The organism is Streptococcus sp. FSL W7-1342, assembly GCF_037966635.1.
Classification (GTDB): Bacteria; Bacillota; Bacilli; order Lactobacillales; family Streptococcaceae; genus Streptococcus; species Streptococcus salivarius_D.
The window spans coordinates 339,470-363,232 of sequence record NZ_CP150200.1 but is presented as its reverse complement, the minus strand read 5'-3'; the positions used below and the strand labels follow the sequence as shown (position 1 = coordinate 363,232).

The 23,763-nt window shown below is 40.3% G+C and carries 20 protein-coding genes, 7 tRNA genes and 3 rRNA genes; 5 read left to right on the top strand and 25 right to left on the bottom strand.

Features of this window, described 5'->3' with window-relative positions; all coding sequences use genetic code 11:
- Positions 1–10: 10 nt before the first annotated feature.
- The 8 genes from fabG to NSQ79_RS01900 form a co-directional block, all read right to left on the bottom strand.
- Positions 11–745 (bottom strand): 3-oxoacyl-[acyl-carrier-protein] reductase, encoded by a 735-nt coding sequence (fabG, locus tag NSQ79_RS01935; RefSeq protein WP_002885572.1) that lies wholly within the window; start codon positions 743–745, stop codon positions 11–13.
- 12 nt (positions 746–757) lie between these two features.
- Positions 758–1,678: an ACP S-malonyltransferase gene (gene fabD / locus NSQ79_RS01930; RefSeq protein WP_045772153.1), complete on the bottom strand. Its 921-nt coding sequence runs from the start codon at positions 1,676–1,678 to the stop codon at positions 758–760.
- 22 nt (positions 1,679–1,700) lie between these two features.
- On the bottom strand, positions 1,701–2,666 hold the full coding sequence (fabK, locus tag NSQ79_RS01925) for an enoyl-[acyl-carrier-protein] reductase FabK (protein WP_164332299.1): 966 nt from the start codon (positions 2,664–2,666) through the stop codon (positions 1,701–1,703).
- A gap of 105 nt (positions 2,667–2,771) precedes the next feature.
- A complete protein-coding gene (locus tag NSQ79_RS01920) occupies positions 2,772–2,996 on the bottom strand; it encodes an acyl carrier protein (RefSeq protein WP_002885495.1) in 225 nt (74 codons plus the stop codon).
- Positions 2,997–3,059: 63 nt separating this feature from the next.
- Positions 3,060–4,022, bottom strand: coding sequence for a beta-ketoacyl-ACP synthase III (locus NSQ79_RS01915; protein WP_037612035.1), 963 nt, complete (start codon positions 4,020–4,022; stop codon positions 3,060–3,062).
- Positions 4,022–4,456: a MarR family transcriptional regulator gene (locus tag NSQ79_RS01910; RefSeq protein ID WP_002885562.1), complete on the bottom strand. Its 435-nt coding sequence runs from the start codon at positions 4,454–4,456 to the stop codon at positions 4,022–4,024. The genes NSQ79_RS01915 and NSQ79_RS01910 overlap by 1 nt, the downstream gene beginning before the upstream one ends.
- Before the next feature lie 104 nt (positions 4,457–4,560).
- Positions 4,561–5,352, bottom strand: coding sequence for an enoyl-CoA hydratase (locus NSQ79_RS01905; protein WP_013990100.1), 792 nt, complete (start codon positions 5,350–5,352; stop codon positions 4,561–4,563).
- Between the two features lie 211 nt (positions 5,353–5,563).
- Positions 5,564–6,202, bottom strand: a complete 639-nt coding sequence (locus NSQ79_RS01900; protein WP_013990099.1) for an HAD family phosphatase — start codon at positions 6,200–6,202, stop codon at positions 5,564–5,566.
- Between the two features lie 129 nt (positions 6,203–6,331).
- Between NSQ79_RS01900 and NSQ79_RS01895 the strand changes: the two genes are divergently transcribed.
- Positions 6,332–7,690: an aspartate kinase gene (locus NSQ79_RS01895; RefSeq protein WP_037601415.1), complete on the top strand. Its 1,359-nt coding sequence runs from the start codon at positions 6,332–6,334 to the stop codon at positions 7,688–7,690.
- A 152-nt stretch (positions 7,691–7,842) separates the two neighbouring features.
- On the opposite strand, the gene asnA is transcribed toward NSQ79_RS01895, so the two are convergent.
- Both asnA and rlmD read right to left on the bottom strand, forming a co-directional pair.
- On the bottom strand, positions 7,843–8,835 hold the full coding sequence (asnA, locus tag NSQ79_RS01890; protein WP_013990097.1) for an aspartate--ammonia ligase: 993 nt from the start codon (positions 8,833–8,835) through the stop codon (positions 7,843–7,845).
- Between the two features lie 109 nt (positions 8,836–8,944).
- Positions 8,945–10,300 carry a 23S rRNA (uracil(1939)-C(5))-methyltransferase RlmD gene (gene rlmD, locus NSQ79_RS01885; RefSeq protein WP_164332298.1) on the bottom strand — a complete coding sequence of 452 codons (1,356 nt, stop codon included), beginning with the start codon at positions 10,298–10,300 and terminating at the stop codon, positions 8,945–8,947.
- A 34-nt stretch (positions 10,301–10,334) separates the two neighbouring features.
- Here rlmD and recX point away from each other — a divergent pair, with 34 nt between their 5' ends.
- Together recX and NSQ79_RS01875 are read left to right on the top strand one after the other, a co-directional pair.
- Positions 10,335–11,111 (top strand): recombination regulator RecX, encoded by a 777-nt coding sequence (gene recX / locus NSQ79_RS01880; protein WP_002886645.1) that lies wholly within the window; start codon positions 10,335–10,337, stop codon positions 11,109–11,111.
- Positions 11,112–11,181: 70 nt separating this feature from the next.
- Positions 11,182–11,715 (top strand): DUF402 domain-containing protein, encoded by a 534-nt coding sequence (locus NSQ79_RS01875; RefSeq protein WP_002886644.1) that lies wholly within the window; start codon positions 11,182–11,184, stop codon positions 11,713–11,715.
- A 29-nt stretch (positions 11,716–11,744) separates the two neighbouring features.
- On the opposite strand, the gene NSQ79_RS01870 is transcribed toward NSQ79_RS01875, so the two are convergent.
- From NSQ79_RS01870 to NSQ79_RS01800, 15 genes are all read right to left on the bottom strand, one after another.
- The gene (locus NSQ79_RS01870) at positions 11,745–12,404 is read right to left on the bottom strand and encodes a DUF1803 domain-containing protein (protein ID WP_002886642.1); all 660 of its coding nucleotides are present in this window, start codon (positions 12,402–12,404) and stop codon (positions 11,745–11,747) included.
- A gap of 54 nt (positions 12,405–12,458) precedes the next feature.
- Entirely contained in the window at positions 12,459–13,391 is a 933-nt protein-coding gene (locus NSQ79_RS01865; RefSeq protein ID WP_002886641.1) for a manganese-dependent inorganic pyrophosphatase, read from the bottom strand.
- 88 nt (positions 13,392–13,479) lie between these two features.
- Positions 13,480–13,551: transfer RNA gene (locus NSQ79_RS01860), tRNA-Glu, on the bottom strand.
- Between the two features lie 7 nt (positions 13,552–13,558).
- A tRNA-Thr gene (locus tag NSQ79_RS01855) sits at positions 13,559–13,631 on the bottom strand.
- Between the two features lie 12 nt (positions 13,632–13,643).
- Positions 13,644–13,725 (bottom strand) — tRNA-Leu (locus tag NSQ79_RS01850).
- A gap of 5 nt (positions 13,726–13,730) precedes the next feature.
- Positions 13,731–13,803, bottom strand: a tRNA-Lys gene (locus NSQ79_RS01845).
- A 19-nt stretch (positions 13,804–13,822) separates the two neighbouring features.
- Positions 13,823–13,895: transfer RNA gene (locus NSQ79_RS01840), tRNA-Asp, on the bottom strand.
- A gap of 2 nt (positions 13,896–13,897) precedes the next feature.
- Positions 13,898–13,970 (bottom strand) — tRNA-Val (locus NSQ79_RS01835).
- Positions 13,971–13,975: 5 nt separating this feature from the next.
- Positions 13,976–14,091: ribosomal RNA gene (rrf, locus tag NSQ79_RS01830) — 5S ribosomal RNA — on the bottom strand.
- Positions 14,092–14,174: 83 nt separating this feature from the next.
- A 23S ribosomal RNA gene (locus NSQ79_RS01825) occupies positions 14,175–17,074 on the bottom strand.
- A 146-nt stretch (positions 17,075–17,220) separates the two neighbouring features.
- Positions 17,221–17,293 (bottom strand) — tRNA-Ala (locus NSQ79_RS01820).
- 54 nt (positions 17,294–17,347) lie between these two features.
- A 16S ribosomal RNA gene (locus tag NSQ79_RS01815) occupies positions 17,348–18,895 on the bottom strand.
- Together the 16S, 23S and 5S rRNA genes with 7 tRNA genes alongside form the textbook arrangement of a ribosomal RNA operon.
- Before the next feature lie 419 nt (positions 18,896–19,314).
- Positions 19,315–19,863, bottom strand: a complete 549-nt coding sequence (gene raiA, locus NSQ79_RS01810; RefSeq protein WP_002883786.1) for a ribosome-associated translation inhibitor RaiA — start codon at positions 19,861–19,863, stop codon at positions 19,315–19,317.
- A gap of 78 nt (positions 19,864–19,941) precedes the next feature.
- A complete protein-coding gene (locus NSQ79_RS01805; protein ID WP_013990091.1) occupies positions 19,942–20,604 on the bottom strand; it encodes a ComF family protein in 663 nt (220 codons plus the stop codon).
- Positions 20,585–21,904 (bottom strand): DEAD/DEAH box helicase, encoded by a 1,320-nt coding sequence (locus NSQ79_RS01800; protein ID WP_164332344.1) that lies wholly within the window; start codon positions 21,902–21,904, stop codon positions 20,585–20,587. Before NSQ79_RS01800 ends, NSQ79_RS01805 begins: the two co-directional genes overlap by 20 nt.
- 54 nt (positions 21,905–21,958) lie before the next feature.
- On the opposite strand from NSQ79_RS01800, the gene NSQ79_RS01795 reads away from it, so the two are divergent.
- Complete coding sequence (locus NSQ79_RS01795) at positions 21,959–22,585, top strand: YigZ family protein (RefSeq protein ID WP_045771735.1); 627 nt, start codon at positions 21,959–21,961, stop codon at positions 22,583–22,585.
- A 101-nt stretch (positions 22,586–22,686) separates the two neighbouring features.
- The gene (gene cysK / locus NSQ79_RS01790) at positions 22,687–23,613 is read left to right on the top strand and encodes a cysteine synthase A (protein WP_002883742.1); all 927 of its coding nucleotides are present in this window, start codon (positions 22,687–22,689) and stop codon (positions 23,611–23,613) included.
- The last annotated feature ends 150 nt before the right edge of the window (positions 23,614–23,763 follow it).

The window sequence follows — 23,763 nt, the reverse complement described above, 5'->3', positions numbered from 1 at the left end:
TGAAAATCAATTATTGCATGGTCATACCACCATCAATAGCGATGGTTTGACCTGTGAGATATTCTTGACTAGCCAAGAATGCTGCAACTTCAGCCACTTCTTCTGCTTGTCCAATACGTTTCATTGGTACTTGAGCAATCATAGCATCTTTCATTTTCTCAGGAATAGCGTCAGTCATATCTGATTCAATGAAACCAGGAGCGATAGCATTGACACGGACACCACGGGCCGCAACTTCACGCGCTACTGATTTAGTGAAGCCAATCAAACCAGCTTTTGAAGCCGCATAGTTAGCTTGACCAATATTCCCCATAAGACCTACAACAGATGACATATTGATGATGGCACCTTGACGCGCCTTAGACATTGGTTTCAAGACAGCTTGTGTCATATTGAAGGCACCAGTCAAGTTGATTTTCAAGACACGTTCAAAATCTTCTTCAGTCATCTTCAACATCAACTTATCGTTAGTAATACCAGCATTATTAACTAACACGTCAACACTACCAAGCTTTTCAATAGCTTCAGCTACCATACGTTTAGCATCTTCGCCATTAGAAATATCACCTGAGATACCAACAACAGTTACACCATAATCTGCAAACTGTGCAAGCAAGTCCTCAGAGATCTCAGAACGTCCATTAAGGACAACGTTGGCACCAAGACTAGCAAATTTGTGTGCCACAGCTAATCCAATTCCACGTGTTGAACCTGTTACAAAAACATTTTTATTCTTAAGTTCCATGTTTACCTCGTTTTAAGCATTAAGAAGGGCAGCAAGACTAGCTTGATTTTCAACATTTTGAGTTGGTAGGGTTTTATCAATTTTCTTCAAGAAACCTGACAAGACTTTTCCTGGACCAATCTCAATCACTTCATCTACACCAAATTCTTGGATAGTGGCAATCGAATCATAAAAACGTACAGGTTCCATCACCTGACGAGCCAAAAGTGCTTTGACGTCTTCTGACTTCATGATTTGAGCCTCAGTATTACCTACTAAAGGAAGCGTAAAGTCATTGAATGACACTTTCTCAAGTTCTGCTGCCAATTTTTGACTAGCTGATTCAAGTAAAGCTGTATGGAAGGGCCCTGAAACATTAAGAGGAATCAGACGTTTAGCACCAGCTTCTTTTAGCAATTCCACAGCATAATCAACAGCCTCAACTTCACCACCAATAACAATTTGTGCTGGTGTATTGTAGTTAGCAGGCGTTACCACACCCTTTTCAGATGCTTTTTGACAGATTTCTTCAATCAAACTTGGATCTATATTCATGACTGCAACCATTTTCCCACTTCCAGCAGGAGCCGCTGTTTCCATGAATTCTCCACGTTTAGCAACCAAGGCTACCGCATCCTCAAATGAGAGTGCTCCAGCCGCAACTAGGGCAGAATATTCACCCAAAGAGAGACCGGCAACAATATCAGGAGTGATACCATTTTCTGCCAAAAGGCGATAAATGGCTACTGACGTTGTCAAAATAGCTGGTTGAGTGTAGCGTGTCTGATTAAGTTTTTCTTCGTTAGAATCAATCAATTCACGCAAATCATAACCTAGAATACGACTAGCCGTATCAAATGTCTCTTTGACAACGGGATAAGTCGCATACAAATCGCTCGCCATGCCCAATTTCTGAGCCCCTTGACCAGCAAATAAGAACGCACGTTTTGTCACTATCCTAATCCTTTCGACGTTTTTAGACGTTTACATCTGCCCAACGAGCAGCTTCTTCTTTAATCACCTTGGCAGCACCTGTGTAAAGGTCTTCCAAGATTTCTGCACATGTTTCTTCTTTACGAACAAGACCTGCAATTTGTCCAGCCATAACTGAACCATATTCCACATCTCCATCAACAACAGCGTTACGAAGGGCACCTGCACCAAGCTCTTCAATTTCCTCTTGAGTCTTCTTACCAGCCAAGAAATCTTTTTCAGCTTGGTTATATTCTGTAGCCAATTTATTCTTAATCGCACGAACTGGGTGTCCAACAACTGAGGCTGAAATAACAGTATCAATATCTTTAGCATTCAAAATCTTATCTTTGAAGTTTTGGTGTGCATTAGATTCCTTAGCAACAGCGAAACGCGTACCAACCTGAACAGCTTCTGCTCCAAGCATAAGAACAGCAGCCATACCACGTCCATCAGCAACACCACCAGCACCAATAACTGGGATAGATACCGCATCCGCAACCTGGCGAACAAGAGCCATAGTTGTCAATTTACCGATGTGACCACCAGCTTCCATACCTTCTGCGACAACAGCATCCGCTCCAAGTTTTTCCATACGTTTAGCAAGTGCTACCGATGGAATAACTGGGATTACTGTGATTCCAGCTTCGTGGAAACGCTCCATATATTTACCTGGATTTCCGGCACCTGTTGTAACAACCTTAACGCCCTCTTCGATAACGAGGTCGACGATGTCATCTGCAAATGGTGACAAAAGCATGATATTAACACCGAATGGTTTGTCAGTGATTTGTTTTACTCTATCAATATTAGCTTTTACCACTTCTTTAGGGGCATTACCACCACCAATAATTCCGAGTCCACCAGCATTTGAAACGGCTCCAGCTAAGTCACCATCAGCAACCCAAGCCATACCACCTTGGAAGATTGGATATTTAATTCCTAACAGTTCTGTAATACGAGATTTCATTTTTCACCTTTTTTCGATTTTCTAATCAAATAAATAGTTTAATAATCAAAGTAATTGTATAAACAAAGGAGAATATCCCCAATAAGAATATTCTCTATGCCCTGCTTATTTAGTTTTTTCTTCTACGTAAGCAACAAGGTCACCAACAGTGTTAAGACCTTCTTCAGTTTCGATTTGGATATCGAATTCATCTTCGATTTCTGAGATAACTTGGAACACGTCAAGTGAGTCAGCGTCAAGTTCGTCAAAAGTAGTTTCTACTTTTACTTCTTCTGCGTCTTTCCCAAGTTCTTCAACGATGATTTCTTGTACTTTTTCAAATACTGCCATTTTAATTTCTCCTTTAAGATAAATATATTTCTTATAATCTATGCTGGTGCATAATTTATATAACTAGATTTTAACAATAAGACTGCCCCATGTCAAACCCCCACCAAAACCTGATAAAAGAATTGTTTGACCGCTGTCTAATTTTAAGGTCCCATTTGCCACGTTTTCAGAAAGCAAAATTGGGATACTTGCCGCACTGGTATTACCGTAAGACATCATGTTTGCCAAGAATTTATCACGACTAACATCGATTTTCTTAGCCATAATATCCAAAATACGAATGTTAGCTTGATGAAGAAGGAAGTAATCAGGTTCACCTTTTTCTTCAACCAAGGCCTTAATGCTCTTTGAAACTGTCTTAACGGCAAAATCAAAGATCGCTTTCCCATCCATTTGCATATAAGGATTAGGCTGATCAGACTCATCTGAATAAGGCGAGATAACTGCAGAGGCTCCTGACTCAAGACCACCCTTGCTACCATCGGTATTTAAAGATTCTCCGAAGAAATGTTCTTCTTCAGTTTCTTCCAAAAGGACTCCGCCAGCACCATCTCCAAAGAGGACAGCTGTTGTACGGTCAGACCAGTCTAAAGTTTTAGAAAGGACTTCAGCACCAATAACTAAACCTTTTTTGTAGACACCTGACTTAATCAATTTTTCTGCTGTTGCCAGAGCAAAGACGAAACCACTACATGCTGCAGTAATATCAAAAGCAAAAGCATTGACTGCACCGATTGCTCCTTGAACTCGAGCCGCTACTGACGGCATAGAGCTATCCGGAGAAATCGTTGCAACTAAAACAAAGTCTAACTCCTCAGGCGATAATCCTGATTTTTCTAATAGCTGATGAGCAACATTGGTAGCTAAATCACTCGTGTTCTCATTCAATGAGATGCGACGTTCCTGAATACCTGTACGCGAGCGAATCCACTCATCGCTAGTATCCATGATTTTTGATAGGTCATCATTGGTCACGACCTGAGCAGGTGCATAATGGGCAACCTGACTAATTTTTGCAAATGCCATTATTTCAACTCCTCAAGAAAGGCGTGGAGATTTTCCAATCCCTTGCTCATAACCTTCAATTCCTCGTCGTTAAAGCCTTCTGTAATCCTCATCACCATTGATTTATGGAAACGACGGTGAAGACGATATACCAAACGACCCTTTTTAGAAAGCGATAGATGGACCACACGACGGTCAACTGATGAACGCGTACGGACAATATAACCTTTCTTTTCAAGTTTATTGAGAGAAGTTGTTACAGTACCAAGAGTTAGCATGAGTTCTTTAGCTACTGCACTTGGTGTCGTATCTGGATGTGTACCGATCACATCAATGGTATGCATTTCCTTGAGGGAAACATCGTTAAATTTTGAATTCTTTAAACTTGCTTCTTCGATAATAACTACGTTATTAAAAATATCAACAAGATAGCCATCAATTTTGTCGTAATTCACACCAGACTCCTTTCAATAAAACTTTGACTTTCAAATTATATCAGACTCAAACTAAATTCGCAAGCCCGATTAAAAAACTTTAGTTTTTCTTTTAGAAAATGTGGTTATTTCCCTTGGAATTTAGGTCGACGACGCTCACTATAAGCACGTACCCCTTCTTTAAAGTCCTCAGTGAAGGCAAGAGATTTTTGCAAATCAAGTTCCAACTTAGCGTAATTTTCCCATCCTGCAAATTCAGATTCCCAAACCATTTCTTTAATGGCTTTAAAGGAATTCACTGAAGAGCGGTTCAATTTTTTAATCAATTGACTCACAGTTTTTTCAAGTTTTTCTGATTCAACAACTTTGTAGGCAATTCCCCAGTCCAAAGCTTTTTCAGCTGATACTGGCTCTCCTGTCATGGTAATTTGAGTCGCACGGTTAATACCGATTGAACGTGTCAAAAGGTAGAGACCTCCAGCGTCAGGTGCCAAACCAACACCTACAAAAGCTTGGATGAATTTAGCTTTATCAGATGCAATCGTAAAGTCAGCTGCAACAGCTAAGTTAGCCGCAGCACCTGCACATGGGCCATCAACTACCATGATGACTGGCTTAGGCAATTTTTTAAGAGCAAAAGAAATTTCATTTACCTGCTCAGCAATACGAACCAAAGACTGTACATCATCTACAGCAACCGCTTTTTGCATTTGATCAAGGTCACCACCAACAGAAAAGACTTTCCCATTAGCATTGATTACCAAGAATTTTACTGACGCATCTTGTTTAGCTTCCTCAATTGCAGCCATAATCTCATCACAAACTGGAATATTAAACCCATTTTGCACTTCTGGACGATTAAGTGTTAAAGTTGCTACTCCATCTTCAACACTATAAAGAATTGTTTCGTAAGCCATTTTTTGCATTCCTCCGATAACTAGTTCCTATATGAAAACCGTATGTTCTTTATATTTTTATCACAATTTTATTTGATGAATAGATAATTTGATTATCAAATCATTCATCGTTATTTTCTAGTATACCATAGTCCATCTAAAGGTCAACAGAAACTTAGAGTTTTTTAATTTGATACATCAAAACACCGAGTTCTACAACTCGGTGTCACTTCTATTTTAATAAATCTAAAACATCTATAAGGTTATCCAACAAGCCTTTAGCTGCACCTTGATCCATACCAAAACGATTATCTTTAATAGCCCAAACCTCAACACCTGCAGCGACTCCAGCAGCAATCCCCTTTTCGCTATCTTCGATAATCAAAGCCTGATTTGCTTCCACGTTCAAATGCTTCAATGCTGTCAGATAAATCTCTGGATTGGGTTTACTCTCTTTAAATTCTTCTCCTGAGAGAACCACATCAAAGAAACCATCCAAATGATTTTCCTCTAAAGCTCTAAGGATATCTGCCTTCACTGAGCTAGAAGCCAAACCTATTTTCAACCCTCGAGATTTCACTTCATTCAGGACTTTCAAAACATCAGGAAAGATTAATTCTTTGTAGGGTAAGGGGTTGTCTTGTTTATAGGCATTATACTCTTCTTGTAAAGTTGGCACATCCCAGTTATCATAGTCATCTCTGAGAATATTTTCCCAAACTTGCTTGGTATTTCCACCTATAAAGAAAGACGGGGGTAAATGGTCGATTGAAATTCCCTTTTGAGCTAAGAAACTTGCACGTCGATCATAATAATATTTTTCAGTGTCAAAAAGGACACCATCCATATCAAAAATAATTGCCTCTACCACGGGATATCCTCCTTTTCTTCCCTTATTGTACCATATTCAGACTAAATCTTACTCGCTTTTAAAAACAATGTGACAAATTGTCAGAATTTTGCTATAATTGTAGAGTAATTTAAAATTTTTGGAGTAACTATGAAAGTCATCAAATTCGGTGGAAGCTCACTTGCTTCAGCCACACAATTAGAAAAAGTCTTAAACATTGTAAAATCTGACCCCGAGCGTCGCTTTGTCGTTGTATCAGCCCCAGGTAAACGTAACGATGAAGATACCAAGGTCACAGATGCCTTGATTAAATACTATAAACACTACACAAAGGGTGTTGATGTCAAAGCTGACCAAGAATGGATCATTAACCGCTACCAAGCTATGGTAGATGAGCTAGGCTTCAAATCAACAGAAATGGCGAAGATTGCTAAATCTATCAACGATCTTGCCACTCTTCCGATTGAAGACAATGATTTCCTTTATGATACTTTCCTAGCTGCAGGGGAAGATAATAACGCAAAATTAATCGCTGAATATTTCCGTAATAACGGTATTGAAGCACGTTACGTTCACCCTCGCCAAGCTGGTATTTTTGTCTCAAGCGAACCTGGAAATGCTCGTATCCTTCCAGGAGCCTATGACAAATTGGAAGAGCTTCGTGAATCAGATGAGGTTCTTGTTATCCCTGGTTTCTTTGGTGTTACCCCTGATAATCAAATTTGTACTTTCTCACGTGGAGGCTCTGATATCACAGGTTCTATCGTTGCAGCTGGAGTTAAGGCAGACTTATATGAAAACTTCACAGATGTAGATGGTATTTTCGCAGCCCACCCTGGTGTCGTTCATGAACCACATTCTATTCCTGAGTTAACTTATAAAGAAATGCGTGAATTGGCTTATGCTGGATTCTCAGTGCTTCATGATGAAGCTCTACTGCCTGCCTATCGTGGTAAAATTCCGTTGGTTATTAAAAACACTAATAATCCAGACCATCCAGGCACACGTATTATTCTTGAACATAAGGGTGCAACTGTTCCTGTCGTTGGTATCGCGAGCGATGATAAATTCGTCAGCATCAATATGACCAAATACCTCATGAACCGTGAAGTTGGTTTCGGACGTAAGGTCCTCCAAATCTTGGAAGATTTAAACATCCGTTGGGAACACATGCCTTCTGGAATCGATGATCTTTCAATTATTATTCGAGAACGTGAACTTACCCCAATCAAAGAACAAGAAATCCTTTCTTACTTGACTCGTGAACTCGGTGTTGATGAAGTCGAAATTGAACATGGCCTTTCAATTCTCATGATTGTTGGTGAAAATATGAAAGACCACATCGGTGTTACAGCGACAGCAGCTAAAGCTCTCTCTGAAAAACATATTAACCTAGAAATGATTTCTCAAGGTTCTAGTGAGGTTTCTGTTATGTTCGTAATTGAAACTGAGCAAGAAAAAGCAGCCGTCAGAGCTCTTTACGATGCCTTTTTCCGTAGTGGCGACTAATCTAAAAACCTCTCCCTTTCAAGGGAAAGGTTTTTTCTTTATGAGAAAAACTAAGCCAGCTCTTATGATATCTACTCCAATAGCCAATTCATAGATCAATTATGCATAGCTATTGCAAACCAAAAAACACTAACTTTCGTTAGTGCTTTTTTTTACAAGATGTTTTCGTAAGTTTCACGAACGGCATCTGGCCAAACTGAAGTTTGAACCTCACCAATATGTTTCTTACGAAGCAAGAACATAGCCATACGTGATTGACCAATACCTCCACCAATTGTTAGTGGGAAAAGGCCATGTAACAAGGCTTGGTGCCAATCCAATTTCAAACGATCTTGGTCGCCAGTAATTTCAACCTGACGTTTAAGGGCATCTTCATCAACACGAATACCCATTGATGACAATTCAAAAGCATGTCCTAATTGCTCATTCCAAACCAAGATATCTCCATTCAAACCATGGTAACCATTCTCAGACTCAGTTGTCCAGTCATCATAGTCAGGTGCACGACCATCATGTGGTTTTCCATCGGGAAGAACACCACCGATACCAATCAAGAATACAGCACCATATTCCTTGGTAATAGCATCTTCACGCTCTTTTGGTGTCAAATCAGGGTACTTCTCAACAAGCTCTTCTGAATGGATGAAGGTAATTTTCTTAGGTAAAATTGCTTCAATATCGTAACGTGCTTCAACTGCTAGCTCAGTCAAACGAATAACCTTATAAATGGTTTCAACAGTTTCTTTCAAATAAGCGATATTACGATGTCCGTCAGGAATAACTTTTTCCCAGTCCCATTGGTCAACGTAAACAGAGTGCGTTGCATCCAATGAATCTTCATCTGGACGAAGAGCCTTCATATTAACCACGAGCCCTTCACCTTCATTGAAACCAAAACGAGCCAAAGTATGGCGTTTCCATTTTGCTAATGAGTGAACAACTTCGTATGTTGCGTCAGGAATCTGAAGCACATTAACAGTTACAGGATTCTCAATACCGCTCAAATTATCCTGCATACCATCCCCGACCTTACTCAAAATAGGCCCTTGCACTTCAACGACGTCAAGTTTATCAATCAAATACTGTGTAAAAGTATTCTTCACAAAAGAAATTTCCTCTTGTTGATGAATGAAGCTCTTTTTCATACGCTCCTCCTTTAAAAAATCGATAAGCCTATTATACTCCTATTTTTCAGAAAAATAAAGAAATTTTCCAACAATTTTGAAAATTTCTTGTTTTTTATGTTAGGTTTTATCACATTTTCTTAGTTAGCTTCACAACTGCTTCTGTTCGAGCCGTATGAGGAAACATATCTACTGACTGGATATAATTAACATCATAAACTTTAGCCAAAGAAACTAGGTCTCTAGCCAAAGTAGACACATTACATGAAACATATACCATTTTTTCAGGAGTGTAGTCCAGTATCGTTTTAAGTAGCTTATCATCTAAACCAGTTCTAGGTGGATCCACAATAAGAGCATCTGCTCGATAACCTTCCTTGTACCAACGTGGAATGATATCTTCTGCTTTACCCACCTCAAAGTGAGCATTTTCCAGTCCAAGTGATTTGGCATTCTTCCTAGCATCCTCAATAGCCTCAGGAATAATATCCATACCTCGAATACTCTTTACTTTATTTGCAAAAGCAAGTCCAATAGTACCAACCCCACAGTAAGCATCAATAAGATGTTCAGCCTTATCCACATCTAAAGCTTCAACAGCCTGACCATAGAGTACCTCTGTTTGTTGAGGATTCAACTGGTAAAATGCACGAGGAGAGAGAGCGAAGTTATAGTCCAGTACCTCTTCTTGAATAGTGTCTTGCCCCCAAAGAATTTCCGTCTCTTGACCATAAATCTCACTGGATTTCGAATAATTATAATTGACAGCAATTGTTACGATTTCTGGAAAACTTTCCGTCAATTCCTTAACTAATTTTGTGAAAGAAACTGATTTAGAGGTTACAAAAATTAACTGGACCTGATTTGAACCCAAAGCACGTCGTATCATAACTGTACGAATTCCAGCAATTTTGCGCTCATTATAAATTGGTAACTTGTATTTATCTAACAAATTTGTCACCTTATTCATAATGGCTTGAGTTAGCTCATCCTGAACTAGGCAATCATCAATATTAATGAGGCGATGACTCCCTTCCGCAAATAAGCCAGATTTAACTGAGCCACCAAAAAAACGGGTTTGAAATTGTAGTTTAGCTCGGTAATGTTGTGGTTGCTCCATCCCTATTGTTGGACGAATGTCATATGACTCAAAATTAGCCGGTTTAAACTTCTTCAAGGCTTGTCCTAACAAGTCAGTTTTAAACTCTAATTGCTTATCATAACGAAGATGCATTAACTGGCAACCACCACAATCTTCATAAATACTACATGCAGGTTCGACACGAAACTTAGAAGGTTTATTGATCTTTAATAATTTCGCCTGAACAAAGTTTCTCTTAACAGAAACAATCTGACAGAACACCTCTTCACCCTTCAAAGCCCCTGGTACAAAAACTAGAGTTTTCTTATAAAAACCAATGCCTTCGCCATTGATTCCCATGCGTTTTATCTTAAGCGGGATACGCTGTTTCACTTGTAAATTCATACTACCATTCTAACATTTTGATATAATAATAACTATGAAAATCACAAAAATCGAAAAGAAAAAGAGACTTTATCTCCTTGAGATAGACAAAAAAGAGAGTCTCTACGTTACAGAAGATACCATCGTTAAATACATGTTGACTAAAGAAATGATACTGGACAAAGATCAACTAGAGGATATTAAATCCTTTGCTCAGTTCTCGCATGGTAAAAACTTAGCTCTCTATTTTATTTCATTTAAACAACGTAGTGAGAAAGAAGTAAAAGATTACCTTTTTAAACATGAAATAAACCCTCATATAATTCCCAAAATTATTGATAATCTAAAAAAAGATCATTGGATTGATGATTACAAACTCCTAGAGAGTCTAGCTCAACAAAATCTGAATTCAGGTGATAAAGGGGCCTATGTGCTGAAGCAAAAATGGCTTCAAAAAGGTTGTAACAAACAAATCATTGACGATGTTTTAAGCCAATTTGATTTCTCAGAAATAGCCATTAGAGTAGCTTCAAAACTGTTACGAAAATATCAGGGAAAACTACCATCTAAAGCCCTAAAAGACAAATTAACTCAAAGCCTTATCAATAAAGGTTTTTCATTCCAAGAAAGTAAACTAGCAATCGATTATCTAGAACTTGAAGCAGATGAAGAAAATGAACAAGCCCTCCTTTATAAAGAAATTGATAAGCAATATCAAAAATTTAGTAAAAAATACGATGGTTATGAGCTTAAACAACGCTTGACACAATCTTTAGCCCGAAAAGGTTATGACTTTGATGCGATAGCATCCGCTCTAAGAGAATATTTATAGGTATTCCCCCTCTTTTCACAAAATTATGATACAATAAAGAGGATAACCCTTATTGTAGAAAGAGGACGCCATGAAATTACCAAAAGAAGGCGACTTTATCACAATTCAAAGTTATAAGCATGATGGTAGTTTGCACCGTACTTGGCGCGATACTATGGTACTAAAGACAACTGAGAATGCTGTTATTGGCGTTAACGACCACACCCTCGTTACTGAAGCAGACGGAAGACGATGGGTAACACGTGAACCTGCTATTGTTTATTTCCACAAAAAATACTGGTTTAATATTATAGCCATGATTAGGGATAACGGCATTTCCTACTACTGCAATTTAGCTAGTCCATATATTTTGGACCAAGAAGCACTAAAATATATAGACTATGACCTAGATGTCAAAGTCTTCGCTGATGGTGAAAAAAAATTGCTAGATGTAGATGAGTATGAAACACATAAAAAAGAAATGCATTACTCTCCTGATATTGACTATATCTTAAAGGAACATGTTAAAATCTTGGTAGATTGGATTAACAATGGTAAGGGGCCATTTTCACAATCTTATGTTAACATCTGGTACAAACGTTATCTTGAACTAAGGAATCGTTAAAGTTGTCATAAAAAAGACTAGTAATAAAACTAGTCTTTTTTTGCACTAAAAACTAATGCTTCGGAATCTAAATCCATATTCAAAAGATAACGCCCTTCTTCTACTTGAACAAGGTACCCTAATAATTCTAAAGCATCAACAAAAATATTCCTCCTTTTTTGAAGTGCATATTCCTTCCTAACGTATTTTAAAAGAAAAGTCGTAACATGTTTCAAAAAATATTCAGGATTAACATCCCCTAATATGTCATATAATCTATTCTGCTCTTCCGATAATGGTAGATTTTCACTTAATTTATAGAAATAATTTGAAATCGTAAGATCGTCTCTCGTTATACTCGTTTGTTCAACAATAACAACTTCATTAGTAGAATTACTTATCTCAGTAACAAATCTACGATTTAATAGTTCAAAATAACAAGTAGAATCATCATCAATAAAAAAATGCTGTTCTAAATCAATTTTAGAAGAATCTGACACAAGACTAATTAATAAACGATAACGTTTCTCGAATCGTTCAATATAGCCTGCTTTTACAAACTCCTCAATTAATTTATCGATATTCTTTTGAAAAGGAAACTGCCTTTTTATTGCTCTCAGGGTCACAGGCTGATTAAGATATAGATAATTCACTATTTTCATAAAAAAAGGTTGCTTACATAGTTTAGTTGGGTTAAATTGTATTATCATAAAAACTATTATACCATTAATCAGAGTACTAAAAAAAGGCCTACTGGCCTAATTTTACGCATTAAAGCTTTCAGTCAACTGAGGAACTACCTGTTTCTTACGAGAAACAGCTCCTTCAAGGAAAGCATGATTATTATCTAAAACAAAATTGAAAGCAGCTTCAACCTTATCAGTATTTGAACCAAGTGCAAGAATTTCTGAATTAGAATTAAGAATATCAGTAATCATTAAGACAAAGTCAGAGTAACCATTGTTTTTAATTGAGTTATTAATAGCTTCTTCAATTTCCGCTTGACGAGAAAGAACATCAGAAATATCAACTGTATTAACTTGTGCAACACGAACTTGATTACCATTCAATTCAAATGTCTTTGCATCAATGTCAATGAGTTCTTCAGCAGATTTTGAAGAAAGATTAGTACCAGCTTTAAGCATAGCAAGACCATATTCTTCAAGATTAACACCAGCAATTTCTGCAAGTTCAGCTGCAACTGCAGGATCTGAAGCATGTGTAGTTGGAGATTTAAGAAGAAGAGTATCTGAAATCAAACCTGAAAGAAGCAAACCAGCTACTTCCTTAGGAACCTCAACATTGTTTTCTTTAAACATACGATAAACAATTGAAGATGCAGATCCAACAGGTTCTAATCGCATCATTAATGGATTAGCAGTTTCAAAGTTAGCTACACGGTGATGGTCGACTACCTCAATAACTTCAACGTCCTTAATATCTGAAATAGATTGTTGAAACTCATTATGGTCTGTAAGAATAACTTGATTAACACCCTCAGACTGAGCTGATTCAACCACTCGTGGTGCTTCAACACCAAAATAATCAAGAACAAAAGCAGTTTCCTCGTTAGGAGTACCCAAAGCAACAGCTTCAGCATCAACACCAAGTTGACGTTTCAAATAAGCGTATCCATAAGAAGACCCGATTGCATCAGAATCAGGGTTTTGATGACCAAAAACAAAAACTTTAGACATAAATTCACCTCAAAATAGTATTATAAATTATTATAACATATAAAAAAAAGAAACAAAATAAAAAGAGTAACCTAAGTTACTCAAAATATAGTCCGTACGGGATTCGAACCCGTGTTACCGCCGTGAAAAGGCGGTGTCTTAACCCCTTGACCAACGGACCATCTTTATGCCGGCTACATGACTTGAACACGCGACCCTCTGATTACAAATCAGATGCTCTACCAACTGAGCTAAGCCGGCTAACTTTTCTAATGCGGGTGAAGGGACTTGAACCCCCACGCCGTTAAGCGCCAGATCCTAAATCTGGTGCGTCTGCCAATTCCGCCACACCCGCATATATGACCCGTACTGGGCTCGAACCAGTGACCCATTGATTAAAAGTCAATTGCTCTACCAACTGAGCTAACGAGTCTCAAATATTTCTATTTGAACGGTCCCGACGGGAATCGAACCCGCGATCTTCGCCGTGACAGGGCGACGTGATAACCGCTACACCACGGGACCTATGGGAGTTAACGGGATCGAACCGCTGACCCTCTGCTTGTAAGGCAGATGCTCTCCCAGCTGAGCTAAACTCCCTTTGCGCTAAGCGACTACCGTATCTAACAGGGGGCAACCCCCAACTACATCAGGCGTACTAGGGCTTAACTTCTGTGTTCGGCATGGGAACAGGTGTATCTCCTAGGCTATCGTCACTTAACTCTGAGTATTCTCAACTCAAAATTGAATATCTATACTGTATCAAGAAACCAAATCGTTGTCAATATGTCTCAGTTACTTTCTTTGGATAAGTCCTCGAGCTATTAGTATTAGTCCGCTACATGTGTCACCACACTTCCACTTCTAACCTATCAACCTGATCATCTCTCAGGGCTCTTACTGATATAAAATCATGGGAAATCTCATCTTGAGGTGGGCTTCACACTTAGATGCTTTCAGCGTTTATCCCTTCCCTACATAGCTACCCAGCGATGCTCTTGGCAGAACAACTGGTACACCAGCGGTAAGTCCACTCTGGTCCTCTCGTACTAGGAGCAGATCCTCTCAAATTTCCTACGCCCGCGACGGATAGGGACCGAACTGTCTCACGACGTTCTGAACCCAGCTCGCGTGCCGCTTTAATGGGCGAACAGCCCAACCCTTGGGACCGACTACAGCCCCAGGATGCGACGAGCCGACATCGAGGTGCCAAACCTCCCCGTCGATGTGAACTCTTGGGGGAGATAAGCCTGTTATCCCCAGGGTAGCTTTTATCCGTTGAGCGATGGCCCTTCCATGCGGAACCACCGGATCACTAAGCCCGACTTTCGTCCCTGCTCGAGTTGTAACTCTCGCAGTCAAGCTCCCTTATACCTTTACACTCTGCGAATGATTTCCAACCATTCTGAGGGAACCTTTGGGCGCCTCCGTTACCTTTTAGGAGGCGACCGCCCCAGTCAAACTGCCCGTCAGACACTGTCTCCGATAGGGATAACCTATCTGGGTTAGAGTAGCCATAACACAAGGGTAGTATCCCAACAACGCCTCACTCGAAACTGGCGTCCCGAGGTCATAGGCTCCTACCTATCCTGTACATGTGGTACAGATACTCAATATCAAACTGCAGTAAAGCTCCATGGGGTCTTTCCGTCCTGTCGCGGGTAACCTGCATCTTCACAGGTACTAAAATTTCACCGAGTCTCTCGTTGAGACAGTGCCCAAATCATTACGCCTTTCGTGCGGGTCGGAACTTACCCGACAAGGAATTTCGCTACCTTAGGACCGTTATAGTTACGGCCGCCGTTTACTGGGGCTTCAATTCATACCTTCGCTATTGCTAAGCACTCCTCTTAACCTTCCAGCACCGGGCAGGCGTCACCCCCTATACATCATCTTACGATTTAGCAGAGAGCTGTGTTTTTGATAAACAGTTGCTTGGGCCTATTCACTGCGGCTGACCATAAGTCAGCGCCCCTTCTCCCGAAGTTACGGGGCCATTTTGCCGAGTTCCTTAACGAGAGTTCTCTCGCTCACCTGAGGCTACTCGCCTCGACTACCTGTGTCGGTTTGCGGTACGGGTAGAGTATAATTAACGCTAGAAGCTTTTCTCGGCAGTGTGACATCACTAACTTCGCTACTAAACTTCGCTCCCCATCACAGCTCAATGTTATAGATATAAGCATTTGACTCATATCACACCTCACTGCTTGGCCAGACACTTCCAATCGTCTGGTTTAGTTAGCCTACTGCGTCCCTCCATCACTATATACTCTAGTACAGGAATATCAACCTGTTGTCCATCGGATACACCTTTCGGTCTCTCCTTAGGTCCCGACTAACCCAGGGCGGACGAGCCTTCCCCTGGAAACCTTAGTCTTACGGTGGACAGGATTCTCACCTGTCTTTCGCTACTCATACCGGCATTCTCACTTCTATGCGCTCCAGCACTCCTCACGGTACACCTTCTTCGCACATAGAACGCTCTCCTACCATACCTATAAAGGTATCCACAGCTTCGGTAATATGTTTTAGCCCCGGTACATTTTCGGCGCAGGGTCACTCGACTAGTGAGCTATTACGCACTCTTTGAATGAATAGCTGCTTCTAAGCTAACATCCTAGTTGTCTGTGCAACCCCACATCCTTTTCCACTTAACATATATTTTGGGACCTTAGCTGGTGGTCTGGGCTGTTTCCCTTTCGACTACGGATCTTAGCACTCGCAGTCTGACTGCCGATTATATCTCGTTGGCATTCGGAGTTTATCTGAGATTGGTAATCCGGGATGGACCCCTCACCCAAACAGTGCTCTACCTCCAAGAGACTTAACATCGACGCTAGCCCTAAAGCTATTTCGGAGAGAACCAGCTATCTCCAAGTTCGTTTGGAATTTCTCCGCTACCCACAAGTCATCCAAGCACTTTTCAACGTGCCCTGGTTCGGTCCTCCAGTGAGTTTTACCTCACCTTCAACCTGCTCATGGGTAGGTCACATGGTTTCGGGTCTACGACATGATACTAATACGCCCTATTAAGACTCGGTTTCCCTACGGCTCCGTCTCTTCAACTTAACCTCGCATCATATCGTAACTCGCCGGTTCATTCTACAAAAGGCACGCTCTCACCCATTAACGGGCTCGAACTTGTTGTAGGCACACGGTTTCAGGTTCTATTTCACTCCCCTCCCGGGGTGCTTTTCACCTTTCCCTCACGGTACTGGTTCACTATCGGTCACTAGAGAGTATTTAGGGTTGGGAGATGGTCCTCCCAGATTCCGACGAGATTTCTCGTGTCTCGCCGTACTCAGGATACTGCTAGGTATAAAGACTATTTCGAATACGAGGCTATTACTCTCTTTGGCCTACCTTCCCAGGTAGTTCTTCTATAATCTTTAAGTCCACGTTGCAGTCCTACAACCCCGAAGAGTAAACTCTTCGGTTTGCCCTCTTGCCGTTTCGCTCGCCGCTACTAAGGCAATCGCTTTTGCTTTCTCTTCCTGCAGCTACTTAGATGTTTCAGTTCACTGCGTCTTCCTCTACATTACCTTAACAGTAATGAGTGACAGGCATTACCTGCCGGGTTCCCCCATTCGGACATCTCTGGATCATTGCTCACTTACAGCTCCCCAAAGCATTTCGTCGTTAGTCACGTCCTTCATCGGCTTCTAGTGCCAAGGCATCCACCGTGCGCCCTTATTAACTTAACCTTATTTTGGTCTTTCGACCTAACTCATTAAATATTCACAGCGTTTCGGTTTATTTTCTTGTTACTATCTATATGTAATTAATTACATATGGAATTTGATATAGATATTCAATTTTCAATGGACAATACTTGAATCTTGCGATTCAATGGAGCCTAGCGGGATCGAACCGCTGACCTCCTGCGTGCAAAGCAGGCGCTCTCCCAGCTGAGCTAAGGCCCCACAAGACCTCTCAAAACTAAATAAGAAACTCAAGTACATTCCGTTTTTCCTTAGAAAGGAGGTGATCCAGCCGCACCTTCCGATACGGCTACCTTGTTACGACTTCACCCCAATCATCTATCCCACCTTAGGCGGCTGGCTCCAAAAGGTTACCTCACCGACTTCGGGTGTTACAAACTCTCGTGGTGTGACGGGCGGTGTGTACAAGGCCCGGGAACGTATTCACCGCGGCGTGCTGATCCGCGATTACTAGCGATTCCGACTTCATGTAGGCGAGTTGCAGCCTACAATCCGAACTGAGATTGGCTTTAAGAGATTAGCTTGCCGTCACCGACTCGCAACTCGTTGTACCAACCATTGTAGCACGTGTGTAGCCCAGGTCATAAGGGGCATGATGATTTGACGTCATCCCCACCTTCCTCCGGTTTATTACCGGCAGTCTCGCTAGAGTGCCCAACTGAATGATGGCAACTAACAATAGGGGTTGCGCTCGTTGCGGGACTTAACCCAACATCTCACGACACGAGCTGACGACAACCATGCACCACCTGTCACCGATGTACCGAAGTAACTTTCTATCTCTAGAAATAGCATCGGGATGTCAAGACCTGGTAAGGTTCTTCGCGTTGCTTCGAATTAAACCACATGCTCCACCGCTTGTGCGGGCCCCCGTCAATTCCTTTGAGTTTCAACCTTGCGGTCGTACTCCCCAGGCGGAGTGCTTAATGCGTTAGCTGCGGCACTGAATCCCGGAAAGGATCCAACACCTAGCACTCATCGTTTACGGCGTGGACTACCAGGGTATCTAATCCTGTTCGCTCCCCACGCTTTCGAGCCTCAGCGTCAGTTACAGACCAGAGAGCCGCTTTCGCCACCGGTGTTCCTCCATATATCTACGCATTTCACCGCTACACATGGAATTCCACTCTCCCCTTCTGCACTCAAGTTTGACAGTTTCCAAAGCGAACTATGGTTGAGCCACAGCCTTTAACTTCAGACTTATCAAACCGCCTGCGCTCGCTTTACGCCCAATAAATCCGGACAACGCTCGGGACCTACGTATTACCGCGGCTGCTGGCACGTAGTTAGCCGTCCCTTTCTGGTAAGCTACCGTCACAGTGTGAACTTTCCACTCTCACACTCGTTCTTGACTTACAACAGAGCTTTACGATCCGAAAACCTTCTTCACTCACGCGGCGTTGCTCGGTCAGGGTTGCCCCCATTGCCGAAGATTCCCTACTGCTGCCTCCCGTAGGAGTCTGGGCCGTGTCTCAGTCCCAGTGTGGCCGATCACCCTCTCAGGTCGGCTATGTATCGTCGCCTAGGTGAGCCGTTACCTCACCTACTAGCTAATACAACGCAGGTCCATCTTGTAGTGGAGCATTTGCCCCTTTCAAATAAATGACATGGGTCATCCATTGTTATGCGGTATTAGCTATCGTTTCCAATAGTTATCCCCCGCTACAAGGCAGGTTACCTACGCGTTACTCACCCGTTCGCAACTCATCCAAGAAGAGCAAGCTCCTCTCTTCAGCGTTCTACTTGCATGTATTAGGCACGCCGCCAGCGTTCGTCCTGAGCCAGGATCAAACTCTCATTAAAAAATTTAATAATTGTTCGAGCGTTAACTCATTACCGTCGTCTGACGATTTATTCTTGTAAATTGACAGGTTATAATTTCTTCTATAACCCTGCACTTGGTTTCTTATTCAGTTCTCAAAGGTCTTTGTCTCTCTTAAGACAAGTTCTATATTCTAGCAAATCTAGAATGTCTTGTCAACACTTTTTTTGAAGTTTTTTCACTTCTCGTGTCCGCTGTCTCTCGCGAAACAGCTTATTTATAATATCATCTCTGACCTGTCTTGTCAATAACTTTTTTAAAGTTTTGGAACCTTTTCAAGTTTGTGGCAAGGCAGTTAAGACAACTTTTATATCTTATCACCCAAACAAATTCTTGTCAATAGGGTTTTTGAAAAAAATAAAGGAAGCACGTCTCTCAACCTACTTCCTTTATTTTTTAATTATTTAGCTTCAATCAAACCGTAGTTTCCGTCTTCTCGTTTATAGAGAACATTAGTTGTATGATCTTCACTATCTGTATAGATAAAGAAGTCATGACCCAACAACTCCATTTGAAGGATGGCTTCTTCAACATCCATTGGTTTCAACTCAATGTTTTTAGTTCTTACAACTTCAACAGCTGGTGCTTCTTCAACTTGTTCGTTATTAAAATCAGCTGAGAATACTTCTCCTGTTGGAACTTTTTCACGATGCTTACGTGCAATTTTTGTTTTGTTTTTACGGATTTGTCTTTCAATCTTATCAACCACTAGGTCAATAGAACCATACATATCTTGCGAAACATCTTCTGCTCTTAGTGTTACAGAACCTGTTGGAATAGTAACCTCTACTTTAGCTGTCTTTTCGCGATAAACCTTAAGATTTACACGTGCATTCAATTCTTGGTCTTCGTTGAAGTATTTTTCAACTTTGCTAAGTTTACTTTCAACATAGTCACGAAGTGCTTCAGTTACTTCGATGTTTTCGCCACGGATACTATATTTAATCATAAAAGACCTCTTTCTCGCTTGTTAGCGTTTTCTTTATCTTTATTATATCCTTTTCATGAAAATTTGCAAGGATTTTTATTATCTAGCTAGTGAAAAGGTCAAAACTTCTTTAATACCTATACCTTCTAATAGTTGGACCATCTGATATAAAGTGGATCCTGTTGTATAGATATCATCCACTATAATAATCTTATCTGGTACATCTATACCTTTCTTGAGACAGAAGGCATTATCTTGACTTAAACGCTCCTTGCGTGTTTTCGATGATTGCTTCTCAATATCTCTTTTCTCAAAGATATCCTGATAGGGAATTCCCTCTATCAATCCCTCAACTTGGTTAAATCCTCTTTCTGCCAAGCGTTCTTCCGATAATGGGACCGGCACTATGGTAAAACCTTTCGTCAAAAATGGTTTTAAGTTATTTTTTATATCTTGTTGAAATAATTTTCTAAGACAATAGTCTCCCATAAATTTATATCGGCTAAAATAATCTTTCATGTTTTCTTTATAGCGATAAATGGCAAGGTGCTTAGGAATATAGCCTTTTTTCATCCAAAGTTCACAATCAATACAGGTCTCTCTATGTAACTCCTTATTACAATTTTGACATCTTTCTTTTGAAAGTTTTTTAAACTGATTTTTACAAGATACGCAGGAGTACTCTTCTCTCTGGTTAAACGTAATCAGGTCTCTTAATTTTGGCACTGATTCAATCCAGTCATTACATAGTAGACACTTCATTGTTAAATCCTCCTTTTTTATTCATAACCTTTATTTCTTCTCGACAACGAAGCATAGATTTGGATAGTCCTTCATGAAAGAAATAAAGCTTTCCTGTCGGTCTATCTGGGGATCTTCCAACTCGACCTCCTATCTGAATAAGACTCGAACTAGTGTATAAGTGATGATTTGCCATACAAACAAAAACATCTACTTGTGGAAAGGTTACACCACGTTCAAGGATAGTTGTTGTCACTAAGATGGATAACTCTTTTTCCCGGAACTGCTCTACGGTAGCTGAACGCTCCTCGCTTTTTGAAGAAACAAAGGCCATTTTTTCATCTGGAAGATATTTTTGCAGAATGCTAGTAAACTTTTCACCTATCGCTATATTTGGGAAAAATATTAATAGAGGAATCTTTGATTTACGTTGCTTTTTAATCTGATAAACAAGAGGTCTTGGAAGCTTGCCTCTCATTAGAGATTTTTGTAATCTTCCTTGCCAGAAGAATTTAGGAAGTACTAAAGGATTTCCATGGAAACGTCTGGCAAGGTGATGTTTTTCTAAAGCTCCAAGTCGAACTTGCTCTTCTAAAGATATTGTAGAAGTCGCTGTTAAGTAAATATAGCGACCGGTTTCCTTCTTTGCCTGCTCCACAGCATGATTTAACATGACATTTCCTACAAAAGGGAATGCATCAACCTCATCAACGATAACTAGGTCAAAGTTCTGGTAAAACTTTAGTAGTTGATGGGTGGTAGCTATTACAAGCGGACTACCATCATATGGTTCACTCTCAGCATGAAGCAGAGAAATACTACAAGTAAAATCCCTCTGCATACGAAGAAATAACTCTCGACAAACATCAACCCGAGGACTTGCGATAGCTACATTACCTTTACTTTCAAGAACATAGGCAACGATTTTATAAATCATCTCGGTCTTCCCAGCACCAGTCACAGCATGTACGAGGCTGTCTTTCTGTTTTTGATATGTTTCTAAAAGCTTCTCTGAGACCTCAGCTTGATAGGGAGTCAGTTCCCCCAACCACTTCAAAGCAGGAAATTCAATTTCAGATGTTTTTGAAGGAAAATAATAAAGTTCTTTTCCTTCTTGGTTTCTGCCAAAGACAATACATGCTCTGCAATAATACTGACCTTCCGGTAATTGCCAATCTTCCTCTATCTGACTGTAACATCTTTTACATCTAAGTTGTTTATCGACCTTTATCATGCTTTCTAATGTAAAAGCCTCTGAGTGATAGTCCACTGGCAACTGTTCTTTCGTAAATAGTCGTCCATAATATTCTTTAGGTACCATATCTTTCTATTCGAAAATATGTTTGAATTCATCTTTTTATGATAAAATTTTTTTATGGATTACAAAACTATTGCCAACGATGGAATCGTTGAAGAAGAAATAAAAAAATCTCGTTTTATTTGTCACTTGAAACGTATTAGTAGTGAAGAAGAAGGGAGAGAGTGTATCGCTCAGATTAAGAAAGAGCATCACAAGGCCAATCACTCTTGCTCTGCAATGATTGTTGGAGATGATGGTCAAATTAAGCGTTCGAGTGATGATGGCGAACCTTCTGGAACAGCTGGTGTGCCTATGCTTACTGTTCTAGAAAAACAAGGACTTACTAATGTCGTAGCTGTTGTGACTCGTTATTTTGGAGGAATCAAACTTGGGGCAGGTGGTCTTATCCGCGCTTACTCTGGTAGCGTTGCCCATGCTATTGAAGAAATTGGTCGAGTGGAAGTCAAGGAATTAACAGGACTAACCGTAGAGTTAACCTACTCTCAGTACCAAGTCTTCTCCAACTTCCTTGAAAAAAAAAGACTCCAAGAATTTGATACAACTTTCTTATCAGATGTTTCTACTACTTTATTTGTCGAAGAGTCTGAGATTGAAAGACTCGGTCAGGAACTGACTGAGTTCTATCAAGGGAAAGTTACTTATGAAAAATCTGGAAAGAAAATCGTTGAAATTCCTATCTGATAGTCAAACGTTATCACAGTGATAAAGAAGATGTATTTTACAAGTTGAGCCTACCGTCGTATACTTAAAACCATCAATCAAAGATTAAGAGGATTTTAAATATGACAATTTACAACTCAATCACTGAACTTGTTGGAAAAACACCTGTTATTAAACTTAACTCTATTGTTCCAGAAGGATCAGCAGATGTTTACGTTAAACTCGAAGCCTTTAACCCTGGTTCTTCAGTAAAAGACCGTATTGCTCTTCGTATGATTGAAGATGCTGAAAAAGCTGGTACTATTAAACCTGGTGATACCATTGTTGAACCAACTTCAGGTAACACTGGTATTGGTCTCGCTTGGGTTGGTGCTGCTAAAGGCTATAAAGTTGTTATCGTAATGCCTGACACAATGAGTGTTGAACGTCGTAAAATCATCCAAGCTTATGGAGCTGAACTTGTATTGACTCCTGGTAGCGAAGGAATGAAAGGTGCGATTGCTAAAGCTAAAGAAGTTGCTGCTGAACGCAACGGTTGGGTACCACTTCAATTTGCCAACCCATCAAACCCAGCTGTCCACGCGGCTACAACTGGTCAAGAAATCCTTGAAGATTTTGGTGCAGAAGGTTTGGATGCTTTTGTTGCTGGTATCGGTACTGGTGGTACTATTTCAGGTGTTTCAAAAACCCTTAAGGCTGCTAATCCAAATATCAAGGTTTATGGTATTGAAGCTGACGAATCTGCCGTCTTGAATGGTGATAAACCAGGACCACACAAAATTCAAGGTATCTCAACTGGTTTCATCCCTGACACATTGGATACAAAATCATATGACAGTGTTGTGCGTATTCCTTCTGATGAAGCTATCGCAACATCACGTACATTGGGGAGCCAAGAAGGTTTCCTAGCTGGTATCTCATCAGGTGCTGCTATTGCTGCCGCCCTAAAGGTTGCTGCTGAACTTGGTGAAGGTAAGAAAGTCTTGACACTCTTGCCTGACAATGGTGAACGCTACCTCTCTACAACACTTTATGATTTTCAAGACTAATAAAAAAGAAGCTGGAACATATGTTCTAGCCTTTTTTTTATTGTATAAAGTTCAAGCCTGTAGTTCATTAATTACTAGAAAAAGCAAGGATTATAATCTCATTTCCACTGAACTGTTCCTACAAACTTTCTATTTTTTAGGATAACTGAA

Excerpts from the sequence above, each read along its gene's own strand:
- fabG (WP_002885572.1), bottom strand. The coding sequence starts at position 745 with ATGGAACTTAAGAATAAAAATGTTTTTGTAACAGGTTCAACACGTGGA.
- fabK (WP_164332299.1), bottom strand. The coding sequence starts at position 2,666 with ATGAAATCTCGTATTACAGAACTGTTAGGAATTAAATATCCAATCTTC.
- NSQ79_RS01920 (WP_002885495.1), bottom strand. The coding sequence starts at position 2,996 with ATGGCAGTATTTGAAAAAGTACAAGAAATCATCGTTGAAGAACTTGGG.
- NSQ79_RS01915 (WP_037612035.1), bottom strand. The coding sequence starts at position 4,022 with ATGGCATTTGCAAAAATTAGTCAGGTTGCCCATTATGCACCTGCTCAG.
- NSQ79_RS01905 (WP_013990100.1), bottom strand. The coding sequence starts at position 5,352 with ATGGCTTACGAAACAATTCTTTATAGTGTTGAAGATGGAGTAGCAACT.
- NSQ79_RS01895 (WP_037601415.1), top strand. The coding sequence starts at position 6,332 with ATGAAAGTCATCAAATTCGGTGGAAGCTCACTTGCTTCAGCCACACAA.
- asnA (WP_013990097.1), bottom strand. The coding sequence starts at position 8,835 with ATGAAAAAGAGCTTCATTCATCAACAAGAGGAAATTTCTTTTGTGAAG.
- rlmD (WP_164332298.1), bottom strand. The coding sequence starts at position 10,300 with ATGAATTTACAAGTGAAACAGCGTATCCCGCTTAAGATAAAACGCATG.
- recX (WP_002886645.1), top strand. The coding sequence starts at position 10,335 with ATGAAAATCACAAAAATCGAAAAGAAAAAGAGACTTTATCTCCTTGAG.
- NSQ79_RS01875 (WP_002886644.1), top strand. The coding sequence starts at position 11,182 with ATGAAATTACCAAAAGAAGGCGACTTTATCACAATTCAAAGTTATAAG.
- NSQ79_RS01870 (WP_002886642.1), bottom strand. The coding sequence starts at position 12,404 with ATGATAATACAATTTAACCCAACTAAACTATGTAAGCAACCTTTTTTT.
- NSQ79_RS01865 (WP_002886641.1), bottom strand. The coding sequence starts at position 13,391 with ATGTCTAAAGTTTTTGTTTTTGGTCATCAAAACCCTGATTCTGATGCA.
- raiA (WP_002883786.1), bottom strand. The coding sequence starts at position 19,863 with ATGATTAAATATAGTATCCGTGGCGAAAACATCGAAGTAACTGAAGCA.
- NSQ79_RS01805 (WP_013990091.1), bottom strand. The coding sequence starts at position 20,604 with ATGAAGTGTCTACTATGTAATGACTGGATTGAATCAGTGCCAAAATTA.
- NSQ79_RS01800 (WP_164332344.1), bottom strand. The coding sequence starts at position 21,904 with ATGGTACCTAAAGAATATTATGGACGACTATTTACGAAAGAACAGTTG.
- NSQ79_RS01795 (WP_045771735.1), top strand. The coding sequence starts at position 21,959 with ATGGATTACAAAACTATTGCCAACGATGGAATCGTTGAAGAAGAAATA.
- cysK (WP_002883742.1), top strand. The coding sequence starts at position 22,687 with ATGACAATTTACAACTCAATCACTGAACTTGTTGGAAAAACACCTGTT.